General features: G+C 56.7%; 18 protein-coding genes. 14 read left to right on the top strand and 4 right to left on the bottom strand.

What is annotated here, in order from left to right:
• Positions 1-87: 87 nt before the first annotated feature.
• Genes treZ through glgX form a run of 3 tightly spaced genes read left to right on the top strand, consistent with a single transcriptional unit; the run spans position 88 to position 6,431 of the window.
• Positions 88-1,875: a malto-oligosyltrehalose trehalohydrolase gene (gene treZ / locus IM291_RS11770; RefSeq protein ID WP_192986928.1), complete on the top strand. Its 1,788-nt coding sequence runs from the start codon at positions 88-90 to the stop codon at positions 1,873-1,875.
• Positions 1,872-4,340: a malto-oligosyltrehalose synthase gene (gene treY, locus IM291_RS11765; protein ID WP_192986926.1), complete on the top strand. Its 2,469-nt coding sequence runs from the start codon at positions 1,872-1,874 to the stop codon at positions 4,338-4,340. The genes treZ and treY overlap by 4 nt, the downstream gene beginning before the upstream one ends.
• Before the next feature lie 15 nt (positions 4,341-4,355).
• A complete protein-coding gene (gene glgX, locus IM291_RS11760) occupies positions 4,356-6,431 on the top strand; it encodes a glycogen debranching protein GlgX (protein WP_192986924.1) in 2,076 nt (691 codons plus the stop codon).
• 1 nt (position 6,432) lies between these two features.
• Here glgX and IM291_RS11755 read toward each other — a convergent pair whose 3' ends face one another.
• Complete coding sequence (locus IM291_RS11755; RefSeq protein ID WP_041909953.1) at positions 6,433-6,978, bottom strand: winged helix DNA-binding protein; 546 nt, start codon at positions 6,976-6,978, stop codon at positions 6,433-6,435.
• 199 nt (positions 6,979-7,177) lie between these two features.
• Between IM291_RS11755 and IM291_RS11750 the strand changes: the two genes are divergently transcribed.
• The 6 genes from IM291_RS11750 to IM291_RS11725 all read left to right on the top strand — a co-directional run bounded on the left by IM291_RS11750 (position 7,178) and on the right by IM291_RS11725 (position 11,436).
• Complete coding sequence (locus IM291_RS11750) at positions 7,178-7,900, top strand: DUF969 domain-containing protein (protein WP_192986922.1); 723 nt, start codon at positions 7,178-7,180, stop codon at positions 7,898-7,900.
• Positions 7,897-8,883 carry a DUF979 domain-containing protein gene (locus IM291_RS11745; protein ID WP_041909955.1) on the top strand — a complete coding sequence of 329 codons (987 nt, stop codon included), beginning with the start codon at positions 7,897-7,899 and terminating at the stop codon, positions 8,881-8,883. Before IM291_RS11750 ends, IM291_RS11745 begins: the two co-directional genes overlap by 4 nt.
• 9 nt (positions 8,884-8,892) lie before the next feature.
• Positions 8,893-9,888 carry a DUF2891 domain-containing protein gene (locus IM291_RS11740; RefSeq protein WP_192986920.1) on the top strand — a complete coding sequence of 332 codons (996 nt, stop codon included), beginning with the start codon at positions 8,893-8,895 and terminating at the stop codon, positions 9,886-9,888.
• A gap of 236 nt (positions 9,889-10,124) precedes the next feature.
• Positions 10,125-10,517 (top strand): polymorphic toxin type 44 domain-containing protein, encoded by a 393-nt coding sequence (locus tag IM291_RS11735; RefSeq protein ID WP_032623152.1) that lies wholly within the window; start codon positions 10,125-10,127, stop codon positions 10,515-10,517.
• Complete coding sequence (locus IM291_RS11730) at positions 10,495-10,929, top strand: hypothetical protein (protein WP_192986918.1); 435 nt, start codon at positions 10,495-10,497, stop codon at positions 10,927-10,929. Before IM291_RS11735 ends, IM291_RS11730 begins: the two co-directional genes overlap by 23 nt.
• 21 nt (positions 10,930-10,950) lie before the next feature.
• Positions 10,951-11,436, top strand: coding sequence for a type VI secretion system tube protein TssD (locus IM291_RS11725; RefSeq protein WP_048999579.1), 486 nt, complete (start codon positions 10,951-10,953; stop codon positions 11,434-11,436).
• Between the two features lie 39 nt (positions 11,437-11,475).
• Here IM291_RS11725 and IM291_RS11720 read toward each other — a convergent pair whose 3' ends face one another.
• On the bottom strand, positions 11,476-12,876 hold the full coding sequence (locus tag IM291_RS11720) for an MFS transporter (RefSeq protein WP_192986916.1): 1,401 nt from the start codon (positions 12,874-12,876) through the stop codon (positions 11,476-11,478).
• Positions 12,877-12,993: 117 nt separating this feature from the next.
• On the opposite strand from IM291_RS11720, the gene IM291_RS11715 reads away from it, so the two are divergent.
• Entirely contained in the window at positions 12,994-13,899 is a 906-nt protein-coding gene (locus IM291_RS11715) for a LysR family transcriptional regulator (protein WP_192986914.1), read from the top strand.
• 81 nt (positions 13,900-13,980) lie between these two features.
• On the opposite strand, the gene IM291_RS11710 is transcribed toward IM291_RS11715, so the two are convergent.
• On the bottom strand, positions 13,981-14,889 hold the full coding sequence (locus tag IM291_RS11710; RefSeq protein ID WP_192986913.1) for a LysR family transcriptional regulator: 909 nt from the start codon (positions 14,887-14,889) through the stop codon (positions 13,981-13,983).
• A gap of 212 nt (positions 14,890-15,101) precedes the next feature.
• Here IM291_RS11710 and IM291_RS11705 point away from each other — a divergent pair, with 212 nt between their 5' ends.
• Entirely contained in the window at positions 15,102-16,088 is a 987-nt protein-coding gene (locus IM291_RS11705) for an aldo/keto reductase (RefSeq protein ID WP_192971075.1), read from the top strand.
• 46 nt (positions 16,089-16,134) lie between these two features.
• Entirely contained in the window at positions 16,135-17,316 is a 1,182-nt protein-coding gene (locus IM291_RS11700) for an aldo/keto reductase (protein ID WP_192971074.1), read from the top strand.
• Positions 17,317-17,457: 141 nt separating this feature from the next.
• On the opposite strand, the gene IM291_RS11695 is transcribed toward IM291_RS11700, so the two are convergent.
• The gene (locus tag IM291_RS11695) at positions 17,458-18,495 is read right to left on the bottom strand and encodes an aldo/keto reductase (protein ID WP_192971073.1); all 1,038 of its coding nucleotides are present in this window, start codon (positions 18,493-18,495) and stop codon (positions 17,458-17,460) included.
• A gap of 384 nt (positions 18,496-18,879) precedes the next feature.
• On the opposite strand from IM291_RS11695, the gene IM291_RS11690 reads away from it, so the two are divergent.
• A complete protein-coding gene (locus IM291_RS11690; RefSeq protein WP_059357553.1) occupies positions 18,880-19,323 on the top strand; it encodes a PACE efflux transporter in 444 nt (147 codons plus the stop codon).
• 99 nt (positions 19,324-19,422) lie between these two features.
• Complete coding sequence (locus IM291_RS11685; RefSeq protein ID WP_028013164.1) at positions 19,423-19,794, top strand: VOC family protein; 372 nt, start codon at positions 19,423-19,425, stop codon at positions 19,792-19,794.
• Positions 19,795-19,813 lie beyond the last annotated feature (19 nt).

The following is a 19,813-nucleotide window of genomic DNA, read 5'->3' as shown; positions in this document are numbered from 1 at the left end:
TTAAATCCGCTGAGCTCACGCACTTGAGATCCTGAACTAAGCTTGTACTTCGTTCCGCGTAAAATGTGGGTCATTCGAGGACAATGAATGGAATTCAGGACATTTCAAAAGCAGTGGGGTGCTGAGTTTATTTCCGATGACGTGGTACGTTTTCGCGTCTGGGCAGAAGGACAGAAAGAACTTACGCTACGTCTGGCCGCCACCGACGTGCCGATGACGGCAACCGGCAACGGCTGGTTTCAGGCAGACGTTTCTGGCGTCACGCACGGTGCAGAGTATCAGTTTGTCCTGCAGGACGGCATGACGGTACCCGACCCGGCATCGCGCGCGCAAAAGGGCGACGTTAACGGGCCATCGGTTGTTATCAATCCCCGACGCTATCAGCCGGTTAACCGGGACTGGGCAGGGCGGCCGTGGGAAGAGACGGTCATTTATGAGCTGCACGTCGGCACCTTTACCCCGGAGGGCACCTTCCGGGCGGCCATCGACAAGCTGCCCTATCTGGCGGAGCTCGGTATCACCCAGCTTGAAGTGATGCCCGTTTCCCAGTTTGGAGGAACCCGCGGCTGGGGCTACGACGGCGTGCTGCTGTATGCCCCGCACGCTGCCTACGGCACGCCGGAGGAGTTTCACGCGTTTATCGACGCCGCGCACGGGCTCGGGCTTTCCGTGGTGCTGGATATCGTGCTCAACCACTTCGGCCCGGAGGGGAATTATCTCCCTCTGCTGTCGCCCGCGTTTTTTGATGCGGATCGAATGACGCCGTGGGGCAACGGCATCGCTTACGAGCGCGAGCCGGTGAGGCAGTACATCACCGACGCACCGCTCTACTGGCTGACGGAGTACCGTCTGGACGGCCTGCGCTTTGATGCCATCGACCAGATTAAAGACAGCTCCGGGACGCACATTCTGGAAGAGATTGCCGCGAAGATCCGCGAGGCGATCCCGCACCGTCACGTTCACCTGACCACGGAAGACAGCCGCAACGTGATTTTCCTGCATCCGCGCGATGAACAGGGCAACACGCCGCTGTTCACCGCCGAGTGGAATGATGACTTCCACAATGCTGCCCACGTGTTTGCCACCGGCGAAACGCACGCCTACTACCAGGATTTTGCGTGTGAGCCGGAGAAAAAGTTCGCCCGTGCGCTGGCGGAAGGGTTTGTCTACCAGGGCGAGATTTCGCTGCAAACCGGGGAATCTCGCGGGGTGGAGTGCCGCACCCAGCCGCCGCAGTTCTTCGTCGATTTCATTCAGAACCACGATCAGACCGGGAATCGCGCCCAGGGGGAGCGGCTCATCACCCTCGCGGGGGCCGACAGGACGCGGGTGCTGCTTGCCGCGCTGCTGCTTTCTCCCCATATCCCGCTGCTGTTTATGGGCGAGGAGTTCGGTGAAACGCATCCGTTCCTGTTCTTCACCGATTTTCACGGCGACCTGGCAAAAGCGGTGCGGGAAGGGCGCGCGAAAGAGTTTACCGGCCACGCCGGGCACGATGAAGCCGTCCCGGACCCGAACGACGTTAACACCTTCGTTCGCTCAAAGCTCGACTGGCATAAGATTGCTACCGACGAAGGGAAAACGTGGCTGCGCTTCACCCGCCACCTGCTGACGTTGCGCCATCGCTATATCGTTCCGCTTCTGCATCAGGGCGGCATCGTTGAAGGCAAGGCGATCGAGACCGCGCCCGGCATGGTGGCGGTGAGCTGGCGCTTCCCGTCCGGGACGCTCTCTCTGGCGCTCAATATCGGCCATAAGCCTGTCGACGTGCCCGCGCTTGCAGGGGAGACGCGCTTCGCCTGGCCGGAGGTAAACGAGGTTTTGCCGCCGAACAGTATTGTCGTTCGCTTTGCTGATGGAGACGCATCGTTATGATCCCTTCCGCCACGTACCGTATTCAGTTCCGCAACGGCATGACGTTTGACCGCGCTGTCGAGCTGGTGCCGTATCTGAAAGACCTCGGCATCAGCCACCTCTACGCCTCGCCCGTGTTTACCGCTACAACGGGTTCCACCCACGGCTATGACGTGACCAACCCGAATGAAATTGACCCCGCGATTGGCGGTCGGGAAGGGTTTGACCGCATGGCCGCGGCGCTCAGGCAGGCTGGCATGGGGCTGATTCTGGATATTGTCCCGAACCATATGTCCACCTCGCTGGAAAACGCCTGGTGGCGGGACGTGATTGAATACGGCCAGCAGAGCCGCTATTTCCGCTATTTCGATATCGACGCGTCGCGCCCGCTTACGCTGCCATTTCTCGGCGACACCTTTGAGGCGGAGCTGGAGAAGGGTGCCATTACGTTAAAACGTGACCCTGTCACAAATAAAGCCTCTCTGGTCTATTACGACACGGCGTACCCGCTTAATCCGGGCACGTACAGCGAGGATAAAAGCATCGCCGAACTGCATGAGGCGCAGAGCTGGCGGCTGATGTCCTGGCGGGAAGCGCCGAAGCAGCTCTCATGGCGGCGCTTCTTCGAGATCACCGGTCTTGTAGGCGTACGGGTTGAAGACGAGGCGGTCTTCGACGATACGCACCGTCTCATTCTTGAGCTGGTTCACGCGGGCGTGGTTGACGGCCTGCGCATTGACCATATTGACGGCCTGGCCGATCCGCTGGGTTATTTGCAGAAGCTGCGGCAGGCAGCCGGACCTGACTGTTACATCACGGTCGAAAAAATTCTCGCGAAGGGAGAGCAGCTCCCCACCGACTGGCCGGTTTCCGGCACCACCGGCTACGAGTTTATCGCCTCGCTGGCAGAGGTGCTGGTCGACGACGATAATCTCTCGCGCCTGGAGACAATCCACGACGAGACGCTGGGCGTCACGGTCGATCGCCACGCCGAACTGCGCGATGCCAAGGGTCTGATGACCGATCGTAATTTTGAGGGCGAGTTCACCACGCTGCTAAACCTTGCGGACGATCTGGCCCGCCGCAATGACGTTGCGCTGCCGCGCGAGGAGATCCGCCACGCGCTGCGCGAGTTGCTTATCGCCTTTCCGGTGTACCGCACCTACGGCACTCGCGAGGGATTAACCCCGCCTGACGTGGCGCTACTTAACCGCGTAGTCGCCAGCGTGGAGACGTCCGAAGCAGCCCTGAGCCTGATTGTGCGTATTCTTACCGGCGATCTGCCGGAAGATTGCCGCGACTGCGCCGCGCTTTTCAGAACCCGCTTCCAGCAGCTGACCGGGCCGCTGATGGCGAAGTCGGTGGAAGATACGCTGTTTTTCCGTCTGAACCTTGAGCTTGCGCTCAATGAAGTGGGCGCTGACCCGACGCCGCGCGCGTTCTCGTTATCCCGCTTTCACCAGGAGATGCGCATTCGTCTCGCCCGTCAGCCCGACGCGCTGCTCGGCACCTCCACGCACGATACCAAGCGCGGAGAAGACGCCCGGGCGCGGCTCTACACCCTGACGGAGGCGCCGGAACGCTGGGGAGAAAATCTCGCCCGCTGGCGGCAGATGAACCAGACCCAGGTGCGTTTTCTCAACGACGGCACCGCGCCGAACGCCGCCGATACCTGGATGATCTATCAGGCGCTGGCGGGCGTCTGGCCCGCCACGCTGTCGCCTGACGATGCCGAAGGGCTTGCATCGCTGGAGACGCGTTTCCTCGGCTTCCTTGAGAAAGCGCTTCGCGAGGCGAAGCAGCGCACCGACTGGATCGACAGCAACGAGAGCTATGAGAGCGTGGTGCTGAGCTATGCGCGGCATCTGCTTTCCACGGATAACGCCCCGTTCCTGCACGATTTCAGCGAGGCGATGCAGCCCTTTATTCGCGCCGGGCTGATGAACAGCCTCAGCCAGACGGTCATCAAGCTGACGGCGCCCGGCGTGCCGGATATCTATCAGGGCAGCGAGGCGCTCAACTTTAGCCTCGTCGACCCGGATAACCGGCGGGAGCCGGACTTCAACGCGCTGGTGCAAAACCTCAGCGCGGCGGATGCTTCAGTGTTTGAACACCCGGCGTGCTGGCGGGACGGCAGGGTAAAGCAGTTTGTCACCGCCACGCTGCTGCGGCTTCGACCGCATTACGACGCGCTTTTCCGCTACGGCGACTGGCTGCCGCTCAAGGTTTCCGGTGAGCGCGAGGAGAACCTGATTGTCTATGCGCGCGTTAAAGACGAGGAGGCGCTGATCGTTGCCGTGCCGCGTCTGGTTTTTGGCATCACCGATAATCATCAGCTGTGGGTCAATACCACGGTAGCGATACCCGACGAACTGGCCGGGAAGCGCTATCGGGATCTGTTCAACGGTGAAAGCCGCATTCTGCAAGAGACTCTGGATTTAACGTCAGAAAAGGGATGTGTACTGGTTCTGCTTACCTGCGAATAATCGTGGAGAACGAAAATGGCAAAGGAAATTACGTTTGAAATTCGGGCCGGTCATGGCCAGCAGTTGGGTGCGAATTATGACGGGAAGGGCGTTAACTTCGCGCTGTTCTCCGCGCACGCGGAGCGGGTGGAGCTCTGTCTGTTTGACCCGACCGGGAAAACAGAAATCGCCCGGCTGGAGCTGCCGGAGTATACCCATGAGGTCTGGCACGGCTATGTGCCTGACCTGAAACCCGGTGCGCTGTACGGCTATCGCGTCTACGGCCCCTACGATCCGGAAAACGGTCACCGCTTTAACCCGCATAAGCTGCTTATTGACCCGTATGCCCGTGAACTGGTGGGCGATATCGACTGGAACGACGCCCATTTCGGCTATGAGCTGGGGCATGACGAACTGGATCTTAGCTTCGATACGCGGGACAGCGCGCCGTTCACGCCGAAATGCAAGGTTATCGACCCGAACGCTTTCGACTGGCAGGACAACAACCGGCCAAACGTGCCCTGGCCGCATACCGTCGTCTATGAGAGCCACGTGAAGGGCTTTACCCAGATGAACCCGGCCATCCCGCCCGAGCTGCGCGGGACGTTCGAGGGGATGGGACACAAAGCCTCGGTCGACTACATCAAAAGCCTCGGCATTACCTCGGTGGAGCTGCTGCCCGTTCACTGGTTCCCGGACGACCAGCATCTGCTCGACCGTGGCCTTAAGAACTTCTGGGGCTATAACACGCTCGGCTTTTTTGCTCCGGCGTCGCGCTACTATGGCCCGGCGGGGATCCAGGGCTTTCGCGACATGGTGCGCGCCTATCATGACGCGGGCATCGAGGTGATTCTGGACGTGGTCTACAACCACACGGCGGAAGGTAACGAGCTGGGGCCAACGCTTTCATTCAAGGGCATTGATAACTACAGCTACTACCGCACGCTGCCGGACCAGCACCGGTATTACATCAACGACACCGGGACGGGGAACACGGTGAATACCTCGCACCCGCGCGTGCTGCAGATGGTGATGGATTCCTTGCGTTACTGGGCCGAATCCATGCACATTGACGGTTTTCGTTTCGACCTGGGGACGATTCTGGGCCGCGAGCCTGAGGGGTTCGATCCGCGCGGGGGCTTTTTCGACGCCGTTACCCAGGATCCGGTGCTCTCTAAGCTCAAGCTAATTGGCGAGCCCTGGGATATTGGCCCCGGCGGTTATCAGGTCGGTGGCTTCCCGCCAGGCTGGGGAGAGTGGAACGACAAATACCGCGATACCGTGCGCGAGTACTGGAAGGGGGACAACGTCTCGACGGATTTTGCCGCGCGTCTGCTGGGCTCCGGGGATCTGTACGACCTGCGCGGGCGTCGCCCGTGGGCCAGCGTCAACTTTATCACCGCCCATGACGGCTTTACGCTGAATGACCTGGTGTCGTACAACGAGAAGCACAACGCCGACAACGGCGAGGACAATAACGACGGGCATAACGATAACCGGTCGTACAACTATGGCGAAGAAGGGCCGACGGAGAACCCGGACATTATCACCACCCGCGAACGGCAGAAGCGTAATTTCCTGACCACGCTGCTTTTCTCCCACGGTACGCCGATGCTGCTGGCGGGGGACGAGTTTGGCCGTACGCAGAAGGGCAACAACAACGGCTACTGCCAGGACAGCGAGATCTCATGGATCGACTGGAAGGGGCTGTCCGAAAACGACGCGGCGCTGCGCGAGTTCACCCGCCGGCTCATTGCCCTGCGCGCGCAGCAGCCGCTGCTGCGTCGTGAGAGCTGGCGCGACGGGCTGGAGATCCGCTGGTTCAATGCCGGAGGCGGTCCGCAGCAGGCCGAGCAGTGGGATGAAGGCTCAACGCTCGGGGTCTCCATCAGCAGGCCGGATCTTCAGCAGGAGGACGGCATCTGGCACGACGTGCTGATGCTGTTCAATCCGTTTGAAGGCACCGTGCCGTTCCAGATCCCGCAGTTTGGCGAAGGGGGATGGGTGCTGGAGCTGTCTACGGCGGATGACGCTGCCGCCGGAACAGCGTTCACCGAAACCGTAGAGTACGAACTGGCCGGACGCAGCATTACCCTGTTCAGACGTCCGTAATTCAGAGTGATGCCGCCGCGCGGGCGGCGGTGTCATACAGGGAGGAGATCGCGCGTAGCAGCTGCGCGGTTTCGCCGATGGATTTCCCGGAAATGCCGCTCTCCGCATGAATGGCGATCAGACACGCTTCGCGCACGTCCCGGTACTTCATGCACAACGCTTTCCCTTCCTCCGTGGTGGAGAAAAAGAGCTCTTTACCCGCTTTCTCGCTCGTCACGTAGCCCGCTTTAACCAGCTTTTTCAGGGCATAGGTCACTACATGCGTATCTTCCACGTTGAGAACAAAGCAGATATCGGCCAGCTTTTTCTTACGGTCGCGGTGGTTCACGTGATGCAGCAGCGAGACGTCAAAAGCGCCCATATCCGGCTCTCCGGCTGCGGCCATGCAGCGCACCATCCACTTGTTAAACGCGTTGCCGGTCATGATCAGCGCGTACTCCAGCTCTGACAGTTCCGCGCAGCGCTCCGACACCAGATGGCGGGAGGAGACGATCCGGCCATCGTTGATATCGTTGCAATCGGGTGAAGCACTCTTTTTCGAGGTCATAACGTTCCTTAGCCAGAAATGTAAACTCGTCGATAAAATAAGAACATTTTATTGATAATTTGTTTACATGTTTTTGAGGTTCAGATATAGCTTTTTAGCGCAGGTTTTGTGAAGCCTGGCGAAAAACACAACATCGCTCGCCGCAAATTAAAAAAATAGCCGTCGGCGCGCAACGCTCACTTTCGATAGGGTAAACGTTATGGACGGTACTACGCTGTTGCCGCTGATCGGGATACCGATCGTGGTCATTGGTTTTGCACTGCGCTTCAACCCGCTGCTGGTCGTCGTGGTGGCGGGTCTGGCGACGGGCCTGCTGGTCGGGATGGATTTCGGGATGCTGCTGGAGACCTTTGGCGAGAAGTTCGTCAATAGCCGATCGCTGGCGACCTTCATTCTGATCCTGCCGGTAATTGGTCTGCTGGAATATTACGGGCTTAAAGAGCGCGCCCAGGCCTGGGTGGCGAAGATCGCCAGCGCCACCTCGGCGCGTATTCTGATGCTCTACTTCGTGGCGCGTGAAGGCACCGCCGCGCTGGGGCTGATGTCGCTGGGCGGCCATGCCCAGACGGTACGCCCGCTGCTGGCCCCGATGGCCGAAGGGGCAGCGCTGAACGAATACGGCGAACTGCCGCAGCACATTCGCGACAAAATCAAGGCCCATGCCGCGGCGTGCGACAACATCGCGGTCTTCTTTGGGGAAGATATCTTTATCGCCTTCGGTGCGGTGCTGCTGATTGACGCGTTTCTGAAGGAAAACGGGATCGAAGGGATCGAGCCGCTGCATATCGGCCTGTGGGCCATTCCCACCGCCATTGCGGCATTGATTATTCATATGACGCGCCTGCTGCGCCTGGATGCCAGTATCCGCCGCGACGTCATGGCCTGGCGTGCAGAGCAGGGTACGCAGGGGGCCGCGGAATGATGACGCTTATCACCATTAACCGCGTGTATTACCTGATCGGCTTTGTTGTGATGCTGCTGGTTGTCATGACCCTGCGCGACCGCGCTAATCCGAAGCGTTTTACCACCGCGCTGTTCTGGTTTTTATTCGGCGGTATCTTCCTGTTCGGTGACCTGATGGTTCAGGAGCTGGGCAAATCGCTGGCGTACCGGATCGTTGGCGGTTGCGTTATCGCTATCGCGCTGCTGGCGGGTTTTGGCCTGGTCGGGAAAGGCCACTATAAAATGGCCTCCGACGAGGAGCGCATTGCCTCGTCAAACCGCCTTAAAAACTGGCTGTTCCTGCCCGCGCTGATGATCCCGGTAGTGACGGTAATCGGGACGCTGTTCCTGAAGGGGGTGTCGATTGGCGGTGTTTACCTTCTCGACCAGAAACAGCTCACTCTGGCGGCGCTGTGCGTGGCCTGCGTCGCGGCGATCCTCACCGGCTGGTGGCTGACCAAAGGCACGCCGCTGCACGCCATTCGCCAGTCACGTCGTCTTGTCGATACCATCGGCTGGGCGGTGATCCTGCCGCAGATGCTGGCCATGCTCGGCGGCGTGTTCGTGGCGGCCAATACCGGTGATTCGGTGCAGAAGGTGGTGAGCCTGTTCGTGAACCCGGACAGCCGCTTCATGCTGGTGGTCATTTACTGCGTGGGGATGGCGCTGTTTACCATGATCATGGGTAACGCCTTTGCGGCCTTCCCGGTGCTGAGCGCGGGGATCGCCTTGCCGTTCCTGATCAACGTGCATCACGGCAACCCGGCGCCGCTGCTGGCGATCGGCATGTACGCGGGCTACTGCGGCACGCTGATGACGCCAATGGCCGCGAACTTCAATATCGTTCCCGCCGCGCTGCTGGAGCTGAAAGACAAATATCAGGTGATCAAGATCCAGATCCCGACCGCGTTAACCCTGCTGGTGGTGAACGTGTTCCTCATGTATTTCCTCGTGTTTCGCTAAGGAGCTGTTATGGAATTGACGCAACATCAGGCTGACGCGTTTGCCCGCATGCCTTTAACCTATTTGCGCCAGGAATACCCGAACCACATCATGCATCTGCTGAATGATGACGGTGACGTTCTGCCGCCTCGCGAGCTGCACCCGATTTTCTACGGCTGTTTCGACTGGCACTCGGCGGTGCACGGCTACTGGCTGCTGCTGCGCTGCGTGCGCCTCTATCCTGATCTACCGTGTCGGAATGACATCGTCGCGCTTTTCGACGAGCACCTGACCGACGAGAACGTGGCGAAGGAGCTGGCCTATTTCACCGCGCCGTTCCGCGCCTCGTTTGAGCGGCCGTATGGCTACGGATGGCTGCTGGCGCTGGCCCAGGAGCTGAAACAATCTTCGCTGCCGCAGGCCACAGGCTGGTACCAGACGCTGGAGCCGCTCACCCAGGATATTCGCAACCGGCTGGTGGATTACCTCAGCAAGCTCACTTATCCGATCCGCGTCGGAACGCACTACAACACGGCGTTTGCCCTCGCGCTGGGGCTGGATTACGCCCGATCCGTGGAAGATAGCGCGCTTGAGCAGGCGATTGTGACGGCGGCGGAGCGGTTTTATCTCGCCGACACGCGCTACCCGGCCCATTACGAGCCGGGTGGCGATGAGTACATCTCTGGTGCGCTGACGGAAGCGCTGCTGATGAGCAAGGTCGCAGAGAATTTCCCGGCCTGGTTTGACGCGTTTCTGCCGGATATCGGCTCCATTGCGGCGCTGATGAACCCGGCGGAAGTGAGCGACCGTACCGACCCGAAAATTGTCCATCTGGATGGGTTAAACCTCAGCCGCGCCTGGTGTATGAAGCATATTGCCAGGGCGCTTCCGGTAAACCACCCGGCCCAGCAGGCCTTGCGTGATGCCGTGGCAAAACACCTGGCGGCAAGCGTCGGGCACGTGGTGGGCAGCCACTACAGCGGCGGGCACTGGCTGGCGAGCTTTGCGCTACTGGCGCTGGAATAAACAAATACGCCGTCTTTCCTGCCGGGTGGCGCTGCGCTTATTTGCCCTACATTGTGAAATGCACAATTCCTGTAGGCCCGCGCAAGCGTAGCGCCGCCTTAATTTTTTTGATTTTTAATGCGGTTAATACCTTAGTCGGATATTTTTCCGTCATTTCTCTGTAAACAGATATCTTTTTTACCATCGCAAAGGTGTACGATATGCGGCCATATACCCACATGAAATAGGTGGTTAATATGGCTGTTATACCTTTGTTACCCAAAGAAGGAATCGCTCTTGTGTTGGCAAACATGAGGATTGCAAGAGCGCATGGTATGAGCAGAAACATGGCTATCCCTACAACCTATCTTTGGTTTTATCAAAAAGTAAGAAATAAGGGACCGTGGGATTACAAGCAAGGACACCCGGAGTTAGCAAATTTTGGGAACTTCAATTATGGTTCGGCTGGCTATGCTGCCGGGATACCATCAGAAACGCTATTGATGGGTGCTGGATGGGCGCAGGAAAGAGCTAAAACCTCCAAAAAGAAATGGGGGCACTGGTATCAAAAACCGCCTTATGGGGATGATCCACACGATCAGTTTTGGATAAGGCAAGGTATAGAATATGCAAAGAAATACGGTTATTAAACGGCTCCATTGCTTACTCACAACGATTCTGTTGCTCGTTGTTTGTGGGTTTCTGACATATCAATACTATTTTAATGCATCTCCTCACGATAGCTTTGTCAGCAAACAGAAACTCTCTGATACCGTCACACTGTACATAACTAAGTATGATGATGGAGACGCTACGGTGTCGGATGTTTACCGCTTCTATTTAGATAAAGACAACAGCGGGAACATTATGAAAGCCCTTGAAGAACGATCACCCTTCCTGGAAGCCGATACAAGCAATGTCACAGCTTCAGCTTATGGGAACACGGTAAATGTAAAAATCACGGGCAAGGTTTATTCATTCACTAATTCTGAACTGTTCTATGCCGATGGTGTAGCGATCATGCCTGTAATTAATCTCATAGCCAATGGAATAAGAAATTAATTAACATAAGGAGTTTTAAAAATGGCTGTACCAGTACACCTCTTTTTGAAAGACGATGGCGGAGCAATGATCCGTGGTGGTTCTGATGTTGCAAACCGTGAAGGAAGCATAGAGCTTAGAGATCTGATCCATAACCTGAGCATTCCAACAGATGAGGCAACAGGTAAACTTACAGGTACAAGGCAACATTCAGCCTTCAGTTTAACAAAGGCAATTGACTCATCTTCACCCTATCTATACAAAGCAGTGGCTACAGGTCAGACGCTTCAAAGTGCCGAATTAAAGTTCTATCACATCAATGATGCTGGTCAGGAAGTGGAATACTTCAACATCCTGATGGAAGGCGTGAAAGTCATTTCAATAACTCCAATAATGCATGATACAAGAGATTGTCCCGGTACTGGTCACATGGAAAATGTATCTTTACGATATGCAAAAATCACATGGAAAATTCTGGACGGAAATATACAGTACACTGATGCGTGGAACGAACGTCCTACAGCGTAGTTGTTATAAACAAGCAGCGCCGAGAGGCGCTGCACAGCGTTACGCTGATGCCCGCACCCCAGGGCGCAGCCTGCTCAGGCTAAACAAAACCGATCCTGTTGAGGCGATGACGGCGATCCACAGTGCCAGATGCACGGCCCGATCGTGGTCTGATCCGGTCGTCGCAAGTAGCACCCCCACCGCGGCGGCCCCCAGACATTGCCCGAACGTCCTGACAATAGACAACACCCCTGAGGCATAGCTGGCATATTCCCGCGCCACGTTAGCGAGCATCTCCCGGTTATTGGGGCTCTGGAAGCAGCCAAACCCAATCCCGCAAACCAGACTGCGCAGGCAGATATTCCATACGGACGGGTTTTCCGGCAATGTCGCCAGCAGGACCAGCCCACCGACAAAAATCATCAGGCCGATAGTCGAGATCAGCGGCGCGGAAAGGGTATCTGCCCAGCGCCCCGCATGCGGTGCGATCAGCACGATGCCCATTGGCCACGGGGTGAACAGCAGCGCCGAAACCACCGGGCTGAAGCCATACACGCTCTGAAACAGGAACGGCAGCGCGACAAAGGTGATGCCCTGGCTGACAAACGAGGCCAGCGAGGTCAGGGCGGCGAGGGTGAAGCGTCCGTTTCTGAACATAACGGGCGGCAGTATGGGACTGCGCGCGCGCCGAATACGCCAGACGAAGGCGATAGCGCTGACCAGCGTGAGAAGACCCCAGCCAGCGGCTGCCGGGTTAATGCCTTGCGTTATGTGCTGAAGGCTGTCGGCCAGCATGATTGCAGAACCTAACAGCACGGCGGAGAGCGCGGCGCCCGGCGCATCAAAGGGGGAGCGGTCAACGTCCGACTGGCGCGGCAATGCCCGCCATGCCAGCAACAGGGCAATACTGCCCGGAACAAGGTTAATGGCGAACAGCCACTGCCAGCTCAGCGCGTCCAGTATCGTCCCGCCCAGCACGGGGGCAATTGCCGTGCTGGCGGCGATAAGCAGGGCGTGCAGCCCCAGAATGCGCCCAAGCAGTCGCCCCGGAAAAACGGAACGCAGGATCGCCGGGGCGATACTCAGGGTAGCCGCGCCGCCGATTCCCTGCAGAATACGCATCCCGATCAGCATGTCGGGCGTGTTCGCCAGCGCGCAGCCGAGCGAGGTGAGCGTAAAGGTGGCAAGCCCGGCAAGAAAAACCGGTCGAAAGCCCACGCGCGCCGCCAGCGCCGCGAAGATGGCCAGCGTCATTGCCGCCGATAGTAGATAACCGTTGGCAAACCACACCGCAACGTTCGCGGGGACCTGCATCGCCCTTGCCATGGAGGGCAGCGCGATGTTGATCATGGTGCCGTCAAAGACGCCCATCAGCGTGGTGGTCATGACGGCGGCCATCACCCGGGCGCGTTCATGACCGGGTAAGCCTTCATCGCCGGGCTGGTTTGAAAAGAGCGTCATCGTCGTTACTCCGCATAAGAATAGTAATGACGAAACTATAATCATGGGGTATACAGGGCGGAAGACGCAGCGCTTGCACTTTATCGTTGCATATAACGCCTTATCTGAGGAGCCATCGTGTCCGATCCTGACTTTAACCTTCTGGTTGCGCTCGACGTTCTGCTGGCCGAAGCCAGCGTGGCTGGCGCGGCGCGGCGCTTAAACCTGAGCACCTCCGCCATGAGCCGCACCCTGAGCAGACTGCGGGAGGTGACAGGCGATTCTATCCTGGTGCGGGCCGGTCGGCAGATGGTGCTGACGCCCTGGGCCGAAGCCACCCGGGACCGGGCCAGAAACGCTGTGCATGAGGCAAGGGCGGTACTGCAACCCTCCACGGAAACGCTGAATGTTGAGCGTATGGAGCGCCTGTTCACTATCCGAGCCAACGACGGCTTTGTGGTGGCGTTTGGGCCACTGCTCATTGCCGCAGTGGCGGCGGTGGCGCCCGACGTCTGCATTCGCTTTTCGCCGAAACCTGAGAAAACGTCGCGCTATCTGCGTGAGGGGCTGGTTGACCTGGAGATCGGCGTGCAGAGCAATATGGGGCCTGAAATTCGTCTGCAACGGCTCTTTCAGGATCGGTTTGTTGGCGCGGTGCGCCAGGGACATCCGCTGGCCTCGCTGTCGTCAGTCAGCCTGGAGGATTATGTCGCCTGGGGGCACGTGGTGGCCTCGCCCGACGGCTCGTTACACGGATTTGTCGATGAGGCGCTGGCGGAACGCGGGATGAAGCGCAAAATTGCCAGCGTGGTGCCAGGGTTTCCGACGGCGTTATCGGTGGCGCTGGTCTCCGATCTCGTTGCCATGGTGCCGGCGCTCTATCTGCTCAATCAGCCGATGACCGAGCGCGTGCACGTCTTTGAACTGCCGTTTAAAACCCGGAGCATTACGGTGTCACAGATGTGGCATCCGCGCATGGAAAAGGACCCGGCGCATCGCTGGCTCAGGGAAAAGGTGCTGGAGGTGTGCCGCGCTGTACGCTGACGGCTCAGGCCACTTTTTTCAGCACGGAGAGAATGAAGCGCGTCGATACCGCATCCTATTGTCCCGTATGGAAGCGCTATTTCACAACCCCAGTGGCCTGGCCTCCTGTATGAACTCAATCAGAAGGCGAAGCCCGGTCGGCAGTTGCCGGCGGCTTGAATAATAGATATAAAAACCTTCCTCGAGCGGGGACCATTCCGTAAGCACCAGGCGGAGCCGTCCATCCTTCACATAGGGTGCAACAAGAGGCTCCGGAAAATACATCAGGCCGGCCCCGCCTAATACGGCCACAAGACCCGTTTCAGCCTGGTTGACCGTCACTGAGCCAGGCACAGTGATTTGGTACGTTTCGCCGTCTCGCTCAAGCTCCCAGCGATAAATCCGATCGTCGCCGAGACGATTGCTTATACAGCGATGGTGTAATAAATCATCAGGATGTTCAGGCGTTCCGTAGCGTTCAAGGTAGTCGGGGGATGCGGCGATAACCCAGCGAATATCGGCAGATAAACGCCGGGCAACCATGTCTTCCGGGACGGTGCCACCATAGCGGATACCGGCATCGAAGCCCGCATCAGTGACGTCAACCATACGGTTACTGGCCACAATATCGATTTCAATATCGGGATAGCGATCCATAAACGCGGGCATAACCGGTGCAAGCAAAAGATTGGCCGCTTCAACGGCTGCATTGATGCGGATACGCCCGGTAGGCGTATTACGATACCGGTTAAGCGATTCAAGCGCGCTTTCTATCTTGTCGAAAGGCTGAAGGACAGACTGAACCAGTTCTTCACCTGCAGCCGTAGGGGTAACGCTCTTGGTCGTGCGATTAAGCAGGCGAACCCCGAGCCGGGTTTCCAGTCCCTTCAGGGCATGACTAAGCGCTGATGCACTGACACCTAATTCAATCGCCGCACGGCTGAAACTGCGATGACGTGCAATAGCCATGAAATAAATGAGATCGGCGACATCAGCTCTGCTTATTTGCATACAGAATCGTTTTCATTGTGCGTTAAGGCCCGAATGCGTTGATAGGGAAATGATATACACCATAGACCGACCACGGCTAATCCGTTGCTGAATTTTTTTCACAAGTCCATCCACCCATCGCCTCTCACTGAACATATTGTGCTTCGTTATTCTTGAAAATTATGCGCTCTGGCCGTCGGTCAGGGCGGAACATTCACCTAACGGAGCCGTGTATGAACTATACGCATCTTGGCCGCACCGGCCTGAAAGTCAGCCGCCTTTGTCTCGGAACCATGAATTTTGGTGACGTCACCGACGAGAAAACCAGCGCCCGCATTCTGGATGAAGCGCTTGAGGCGGGTATCAATTTCATTGATACAGCAGACGTGTATGGCACCGAACAATCACCCGATATCCAGCAAGGTTCGGGGCTGTCTGAAGAGATTATTGGTCGCTGGCTCCAGCAGGGTGGCCGCCGTGACCGTATCGTTCTGGCGACGAAAGCCTATCAGCCTATGGGACCGGGTCCGAACGATCGCCGTCTTTCTGCTTACCATATTCGCAAGGCCTGCGAGGACAGTTTGCGACGGCTTAAGACCGACCATATTGACGTCTATCAGATGCATCACATCGATCGTTATACACCATGGGAAGAGGTCTGGCAGGCCATGGAACTCCTTGTTCAGCAGGGAAAAGTGCTTTATATCGGTAGCAGCAATTTCGCAGGCTGGGACATTGCGACGGCGCAGTCAGTTGCCACGGCCCGTCATTCCCTGGGCCTGGTTGCTGAGCAAAGTCTCTACAATCTGACTGCCCGAACCGTTGAGCTTGAGGTCATTCCCGCATGCCGTCATTTTGGCCTGGGACTGATTCCCTGGAGTCCACTTGCCGGAGGGTTGCTTGGCGGCGTACTGAAAAAGATGGCAAGCGGGCGCCGTGCAAGGCCCGCGTTTGCCCGTCTAATCGAACAGTATCGTCCGCAGCTGGAAGCCTACGAAGGATTATGTGAGGACCTCGGCGAAACCCCTTCCGATGTGGCGCTTGCCTGGCTCCTGCAGAATCCTGTCGTTACTGCTCCACTTATCGGGCCTCGTACGGTCGAACAACTCCAGCAGGCGCTTCACGCAACGACAATCACGCTATCAGACGACACCATGAGCTGTCTCGACGAAATCTGGCCCGGACCCGGGGGAGAAGCGCCCCAGGCTTATGCCTGGTAATGACCAAATTAATGAATCCTTTCTTCGCTATAGGGAGTTCCAGTTTATGAGCAAGATGATGCATGACCAGCATTCTGCTTCCGTACCCGCTTCCCGGGATCGTCGCAATTTTCTGATCGCCGGCGCCGGTCTGGCGTTGGCCGCTACCACCCTTGGCAGGAGCGGTGCAGTGATGGCGAACCCGGCTGGTCAGGACTCGTCGAACGCCCCTTCGGATGCTGTTCCCGTCGAGAAGGAGATCTTAACCACGCGTAAACTCGGCTCGCTGGAGGTTTCCAGCATGGGACTGGGGTGTCTGCCTATGGTGGGGTATTACGGCGGTGGTCCGCGCGATCGCAAAGCCATGGTGTCGCTCATCCGGGCCGCCTTCGAACAAGGGATTACGTTCTTTGATACTGCCGAGGTGTATGGTCCCCATCTCAGTGAAGAATTTGTCGGGGAAGCACTGGCCCCCGTTCGCGATCGTGTGGTGATTGCCACTAAGTTCGGTTTCGGCGTGGAGGAGGGGAAGCCAACCTCCCTTAACAGCCATCCTGACCATATTCGCCGTGCCGTAGAGGGCTCGCTAAAGCGTCTGAAAACGGAGCACATCGATCTTCTTTATCAGCATCGCCCCGATCCGAATGTGCCGATCGAGGATGTGGCGGAAACCGTGAAGGCGTTGATACAGGAGGGTAAAGTGAAACACTGGGGATTGTCGGAAGCGAGTGCCAGGACAATCCGCCGCGCACATGCGGTACTCCCTGTGACTGCAGTACAGAGTGAGTACGCCATGTGGTGGCGTGAACCGGAGACGCGGATATTTCCAACGCTCGAAGAGCTGGGTATCGGCTTTGTACCTTACTGCCCGACCGCCAGGAGTTTCCTTGCCGGGGCAGTCAATCCAGATCAGCGGTTCGACAGCACAGATCGGCGGCATAATCTGCCACGCTTCCAGCCCGATGCCCTGGCCAAAAACATGGTACTGCTTGAATTTGCGCAGTCGTGGGCCCGCCGCAAAAACACCACTCCGGTTCAGTTCGCGCTGGCCTGGGTGATGGCACAACGGCCATGGATTGTCCCCATCCCGGGTACGACGCAATATCCGCACCTGATAGAAAATAGCGGTGCACCGCAAGTCCGGTTGACGGACAGCGAGTTACGCGAAATCGATGCAGCGCTTGCCAGGATCCCATTGCAGGGCGGTCGCGCAGATCCGTTTACCGAAAGTCAGTTTGATAAAAGTTAAACGGTGATGGCCACCTTTATACTTACTGTCACAGGGAGACTGTAGGTAAAGTCTCCCGGTTTGGCGATCCGACCCTGACATCACGAGTTGTTCATTGTCACCAACAGCGGGCCCGAACCAACGCCGGGCCAGGGTAGGGCATTAACAGTCCTGTATTGCTGAAGGCGGCGTGAGTGAAGGTGGCGTATCCGGAAGCGGGGGAATGATCCCGTCGACGGGGTGCGGCAGATAGCGTGCCTCGAGTTCCATGATTTCGGCATCGCTAAGTGAAAAGTCCAGCGCGCTAATAGCCGTGGAAAGATGTTCTGGTTTCGTCGCGCCGATGATCGGTGCTGTGATGACCGTTTTTGATAGCAACCAGGCAATTGCAACATGGGCTCTTGGCACATGGTGCTTTTCAGCAATGCTGGCAACAACATCAATAACGGGCTTATCCAGAAGGGCTGCGTTCTCATACATTTTTAACGCAAAGGCATCGTTTTGCGTTCGTCGGGACGTGACACTCCAGTCGCGCGTGAGCCTGCCTCGTGCCATCGGACTCCAGGGGATCACACCAACGCCCTGGTCTTCACACAGGGGCAGCATCTCGCGCTCTTCTTCCCGGTAAAGCAGGTTGTATTGCGGTTGCATCGTAATAAATCGGGTCCAGCCGTTACGCTCTGCCGTATGCTGCATTTTTGCAAAGCGCCAGGCTTCCATAGATGATGCGCCGATGTAACGTACTTTTCCTGATTTAACGAGGTCATGCAGAGCCTCCATGGTCTCTTCAACAGGCGTGGAGTGGTCAAAGCGGTGAATCTGAAAGAGATCCACGTAATCCATGCCTAAGCGCATCAGGCTATCGTCAATAGAATGAAAAATGGCCTTGCGGGAAAGAAACCCGGTATTGGGTGAGTTGCGCCACGGAAAGAAGGTCTTTGTCGCCACAACGATCTCATCGCGTCTGGCCATTTCTCTCAGCGCTTTTCCAGTGATCTCTTCAGAACTTCCGCCCGAGTAGATATTCGCGGTATCAAAAAAATTAATGCCCGCTTCAAGCGCCTGACGAATGAGCGGACGTGACGCCTTTTCATCCAGGGACCAGGGTTGAGGCAAGCGTTCAGGTTCACCATAGCTCATACAACCGAGACAAAGACGGGAGACTTTCAAACCGCTACGACCCAGATTCACATACTCCATTCTGTGTTCCTTCTTTTATTGCCAGCAATTCTGTATGTGACAGGGTATTGCACTGACATGAAGGGAACCAGCATGCGCCATCGAATGGTGTTGTGAGTTTTTTTCACAGATAGGCGTAATCGTCAGTGGGTTTTACATACAAACTGCGTGGCCAACGGTGAATCCTCAAGACTGAGGAGGGATACCTCCCGAGGCACAGCAACATTCTTATTTAACATAATATACATTATGCGCACCAACGTAATGCCAGTCAAAATCTGCCTTTCTACGGTCGTGAATTGGCCCCGGTTCATTGATAGCTTGTGAAATCCCAACCTCTACGTTTATCCAATGTTAAAAGACGTTTGATATACTCCTGGCTTTGACCACCGCTGCTGTAGACTTATGGAAATCGAACTCAATAAAAGCTTCAAAGAAAGGATTTTCCACGCTGTCATTTTTGAAGTGACGGCCAACGTTATCATCGCTCTGTCTCTTGCGTGGCTGATGAACGTTTCGGTACTCCAGTCGGGTTCGTTGTCGGTGATATCTGCGCTTACCGCAACGGTCTGGAATTTTGTCTTCAATAAGTTCTTTGACGCCCTTCAGAAAAAACATCAGTTTCAACGAACGTTTCTCGTTCGCGCCATCCATGCAGTTGGGTTTGAAACGGGCCTTATCATCTCCTTAATCCCTGTGGCCATGTTCATGCTGAATTTAACGATCGCGGAGGCATTTTTTGTTGAGATTGGCCTTGTACTGTTTTTCCTGCCATACACGATGCTTTTTAACTGGCTCTATGATTATCTGCGTTGGACATTCGTAGGGAGTAAACGGTCTGCTGTGTAGCGAGTATTGATATCGGTCACATTCGCAACCCCTTGATCGTGTTGGACTCCACTCTCTTTCTATACTTCTCATTTCACCATCACTTTTGAGGAGTCCATTATGTTTGATCATGTAAAATTCGGCGTCAGCGATTATGAGAAAAGTAAAACCTTCTTCCTCATGTCGCTTCAACCGCTCGGTGTCGAACTCGTCGATGAAGGCTCTCCTGACTATGGCGTCGAAATGAGTTCCGGCGATGTTTCTCTTTGCCTTTTTCAGTCGAATGATAAACCCGCTCCGCTTCATCTGGCCTTTGTGGCCACGACACGCCAGCAGGTTGATGACTTTTACCATGCCGCGCTGCGCGCAGGCGGACGCGACAATGGCGCACCGGGATTACGCTCCTACGGTAAAAATTACTATGCCGCATTTGTCATTGCGCCTGATGGTCATAATATCGAAGCGGTATGCCATGCCCCCGAAGAAAGATAACTTAATTTCACTCGCTTGC

This window comes from Enterobacter cloacae complex sp. P27C, assembly GCF_014895705.1.
GTDB lineage: Bacteria > Pseudomonadota > Gammaproteobacteria > Enterobacterales > Enterobacteriaceae > Enterobacter > Enterobacter bugandensis.
The sequence above is the reverse complement of the archived record's forward strand: the minus strand, read 5'-3'. Positions and strand labels throughout refer to the sequence as shown.

Bases quoted from the DNA above. Each gene is read 5' to 3' on its own strand.
- glgX (WP_192986924.1), top strand. From the start codon at position 4,356: ATGGCAAAGGAAATTACGTTTGAAATTCGGGCCGGTCATGGCCAGCAG.
- IM291_RS11685 (WP_028013164.1), top strand. From the start codon at position 19,423: ATGTTTGATCATGTAAAATTCGGCGTCAGCGATTATGAGAAAAGTAAA.
- IM291_RS11745 (WP_041909955.1), top strand. From the start codon at position 7,897: ATGATGACGCTTATCACCATTAACCGCGTGTATTACCTGATCGGCTTT.
- IM291_RS11695 (WP_192971073.1), bottom strand. From the start codon at position 18,495: ATGGAGTATGTGAATCTGGGTCGTAGCGGTTTGAAAGTCTCCCGTCTT.
- IM291_RS11740 (WP_192986920.1), top strand. From the start codon at position 8,893: ATGGAATTGACGCAACATCAGGCTGACGCGTTTGCCCGCATGCCTTTA.
- treY (WP_192986926.1), top strand. From the start codon at position 1,872: ATGATCCCTTCCGCCACGTACCGTATTCAGTTCCGCAACGGCATGACG.
- IM291_RS11755 (WP_041909953.1), bottom strand. From the start codon at position 6,978: ATGACCTCGAAAAAGAGTGCTTCACCCGATTGCAACGATATCAACGAT.
- IM291_RS11750 (WP_192986922.1), top strand. From the start codon at position 7,178: ATGGACGGTACTACGCTGTTGCCGCTGATCGGGATACCGATCGTGGTC.
- IM291_RS11710 (WP_192986913.1), bottom strand. From the start codon at position 14,889: ATGCAAATAAGCAGAGCTGATGTCGCCGATCTCATTTATTTCATGGCT.
- IM291_RS11720 (WP_192986916.1), bottom strand. From the start codon at position 12,876: ATGACGCTCTTTTCAAACCAGCCCGGCGATGAAGGCTTACCCGGTCAT.
- IM291_RS11735 (WP_032623152.1), top strand. From the start codon at position 10,125: ATGGCTGTTATACCTTTGTTACCCAAAGAAGGAATCGCTCTTGTGTTG.
- IM291_RS11725 (WP_048999579.1), top strand. From the start codon at position 10,951: ATGGCTGTACCAGTACACCTCTTTTTGAAAGACGATGGCGGAGCAATG.
- IM291_RS11690 (WP_059357553.1), top strand. From the start codon at position 18,880: ATGGAAATCGAACTCAATAAAAGCTTCAAAGAAAGGATTTTCCACGCT.
- IM291_RS11730 (WP_192986918.1), top strand. From the start codon at position 10,495: ATGCAAAGAAATACGGTTATTAAACGGCTCCATTGCTTACTCACAACG.
- treZ (WP_192986928.1), top strand. From the start codon at position 88: ATGGAATTCAGGACATTTCAAAAGCAGTGGGGTGCTGAGTTTATTTCC.
- IM291_RS11700 (WP_192971074.1), top strand. From the start codon at position 16,135: ATGAGCAAGATGATGCATGACCAGCATTCTGCTTCCGTACCCGCTTCC.
- IM291_RS11705 (WP_192971075.1), top strand. From the start codon at position 15,102: ATGAACTATACGCATCTTGGCCGCACCGGCCTGAAAGTCAGCCGCCTT.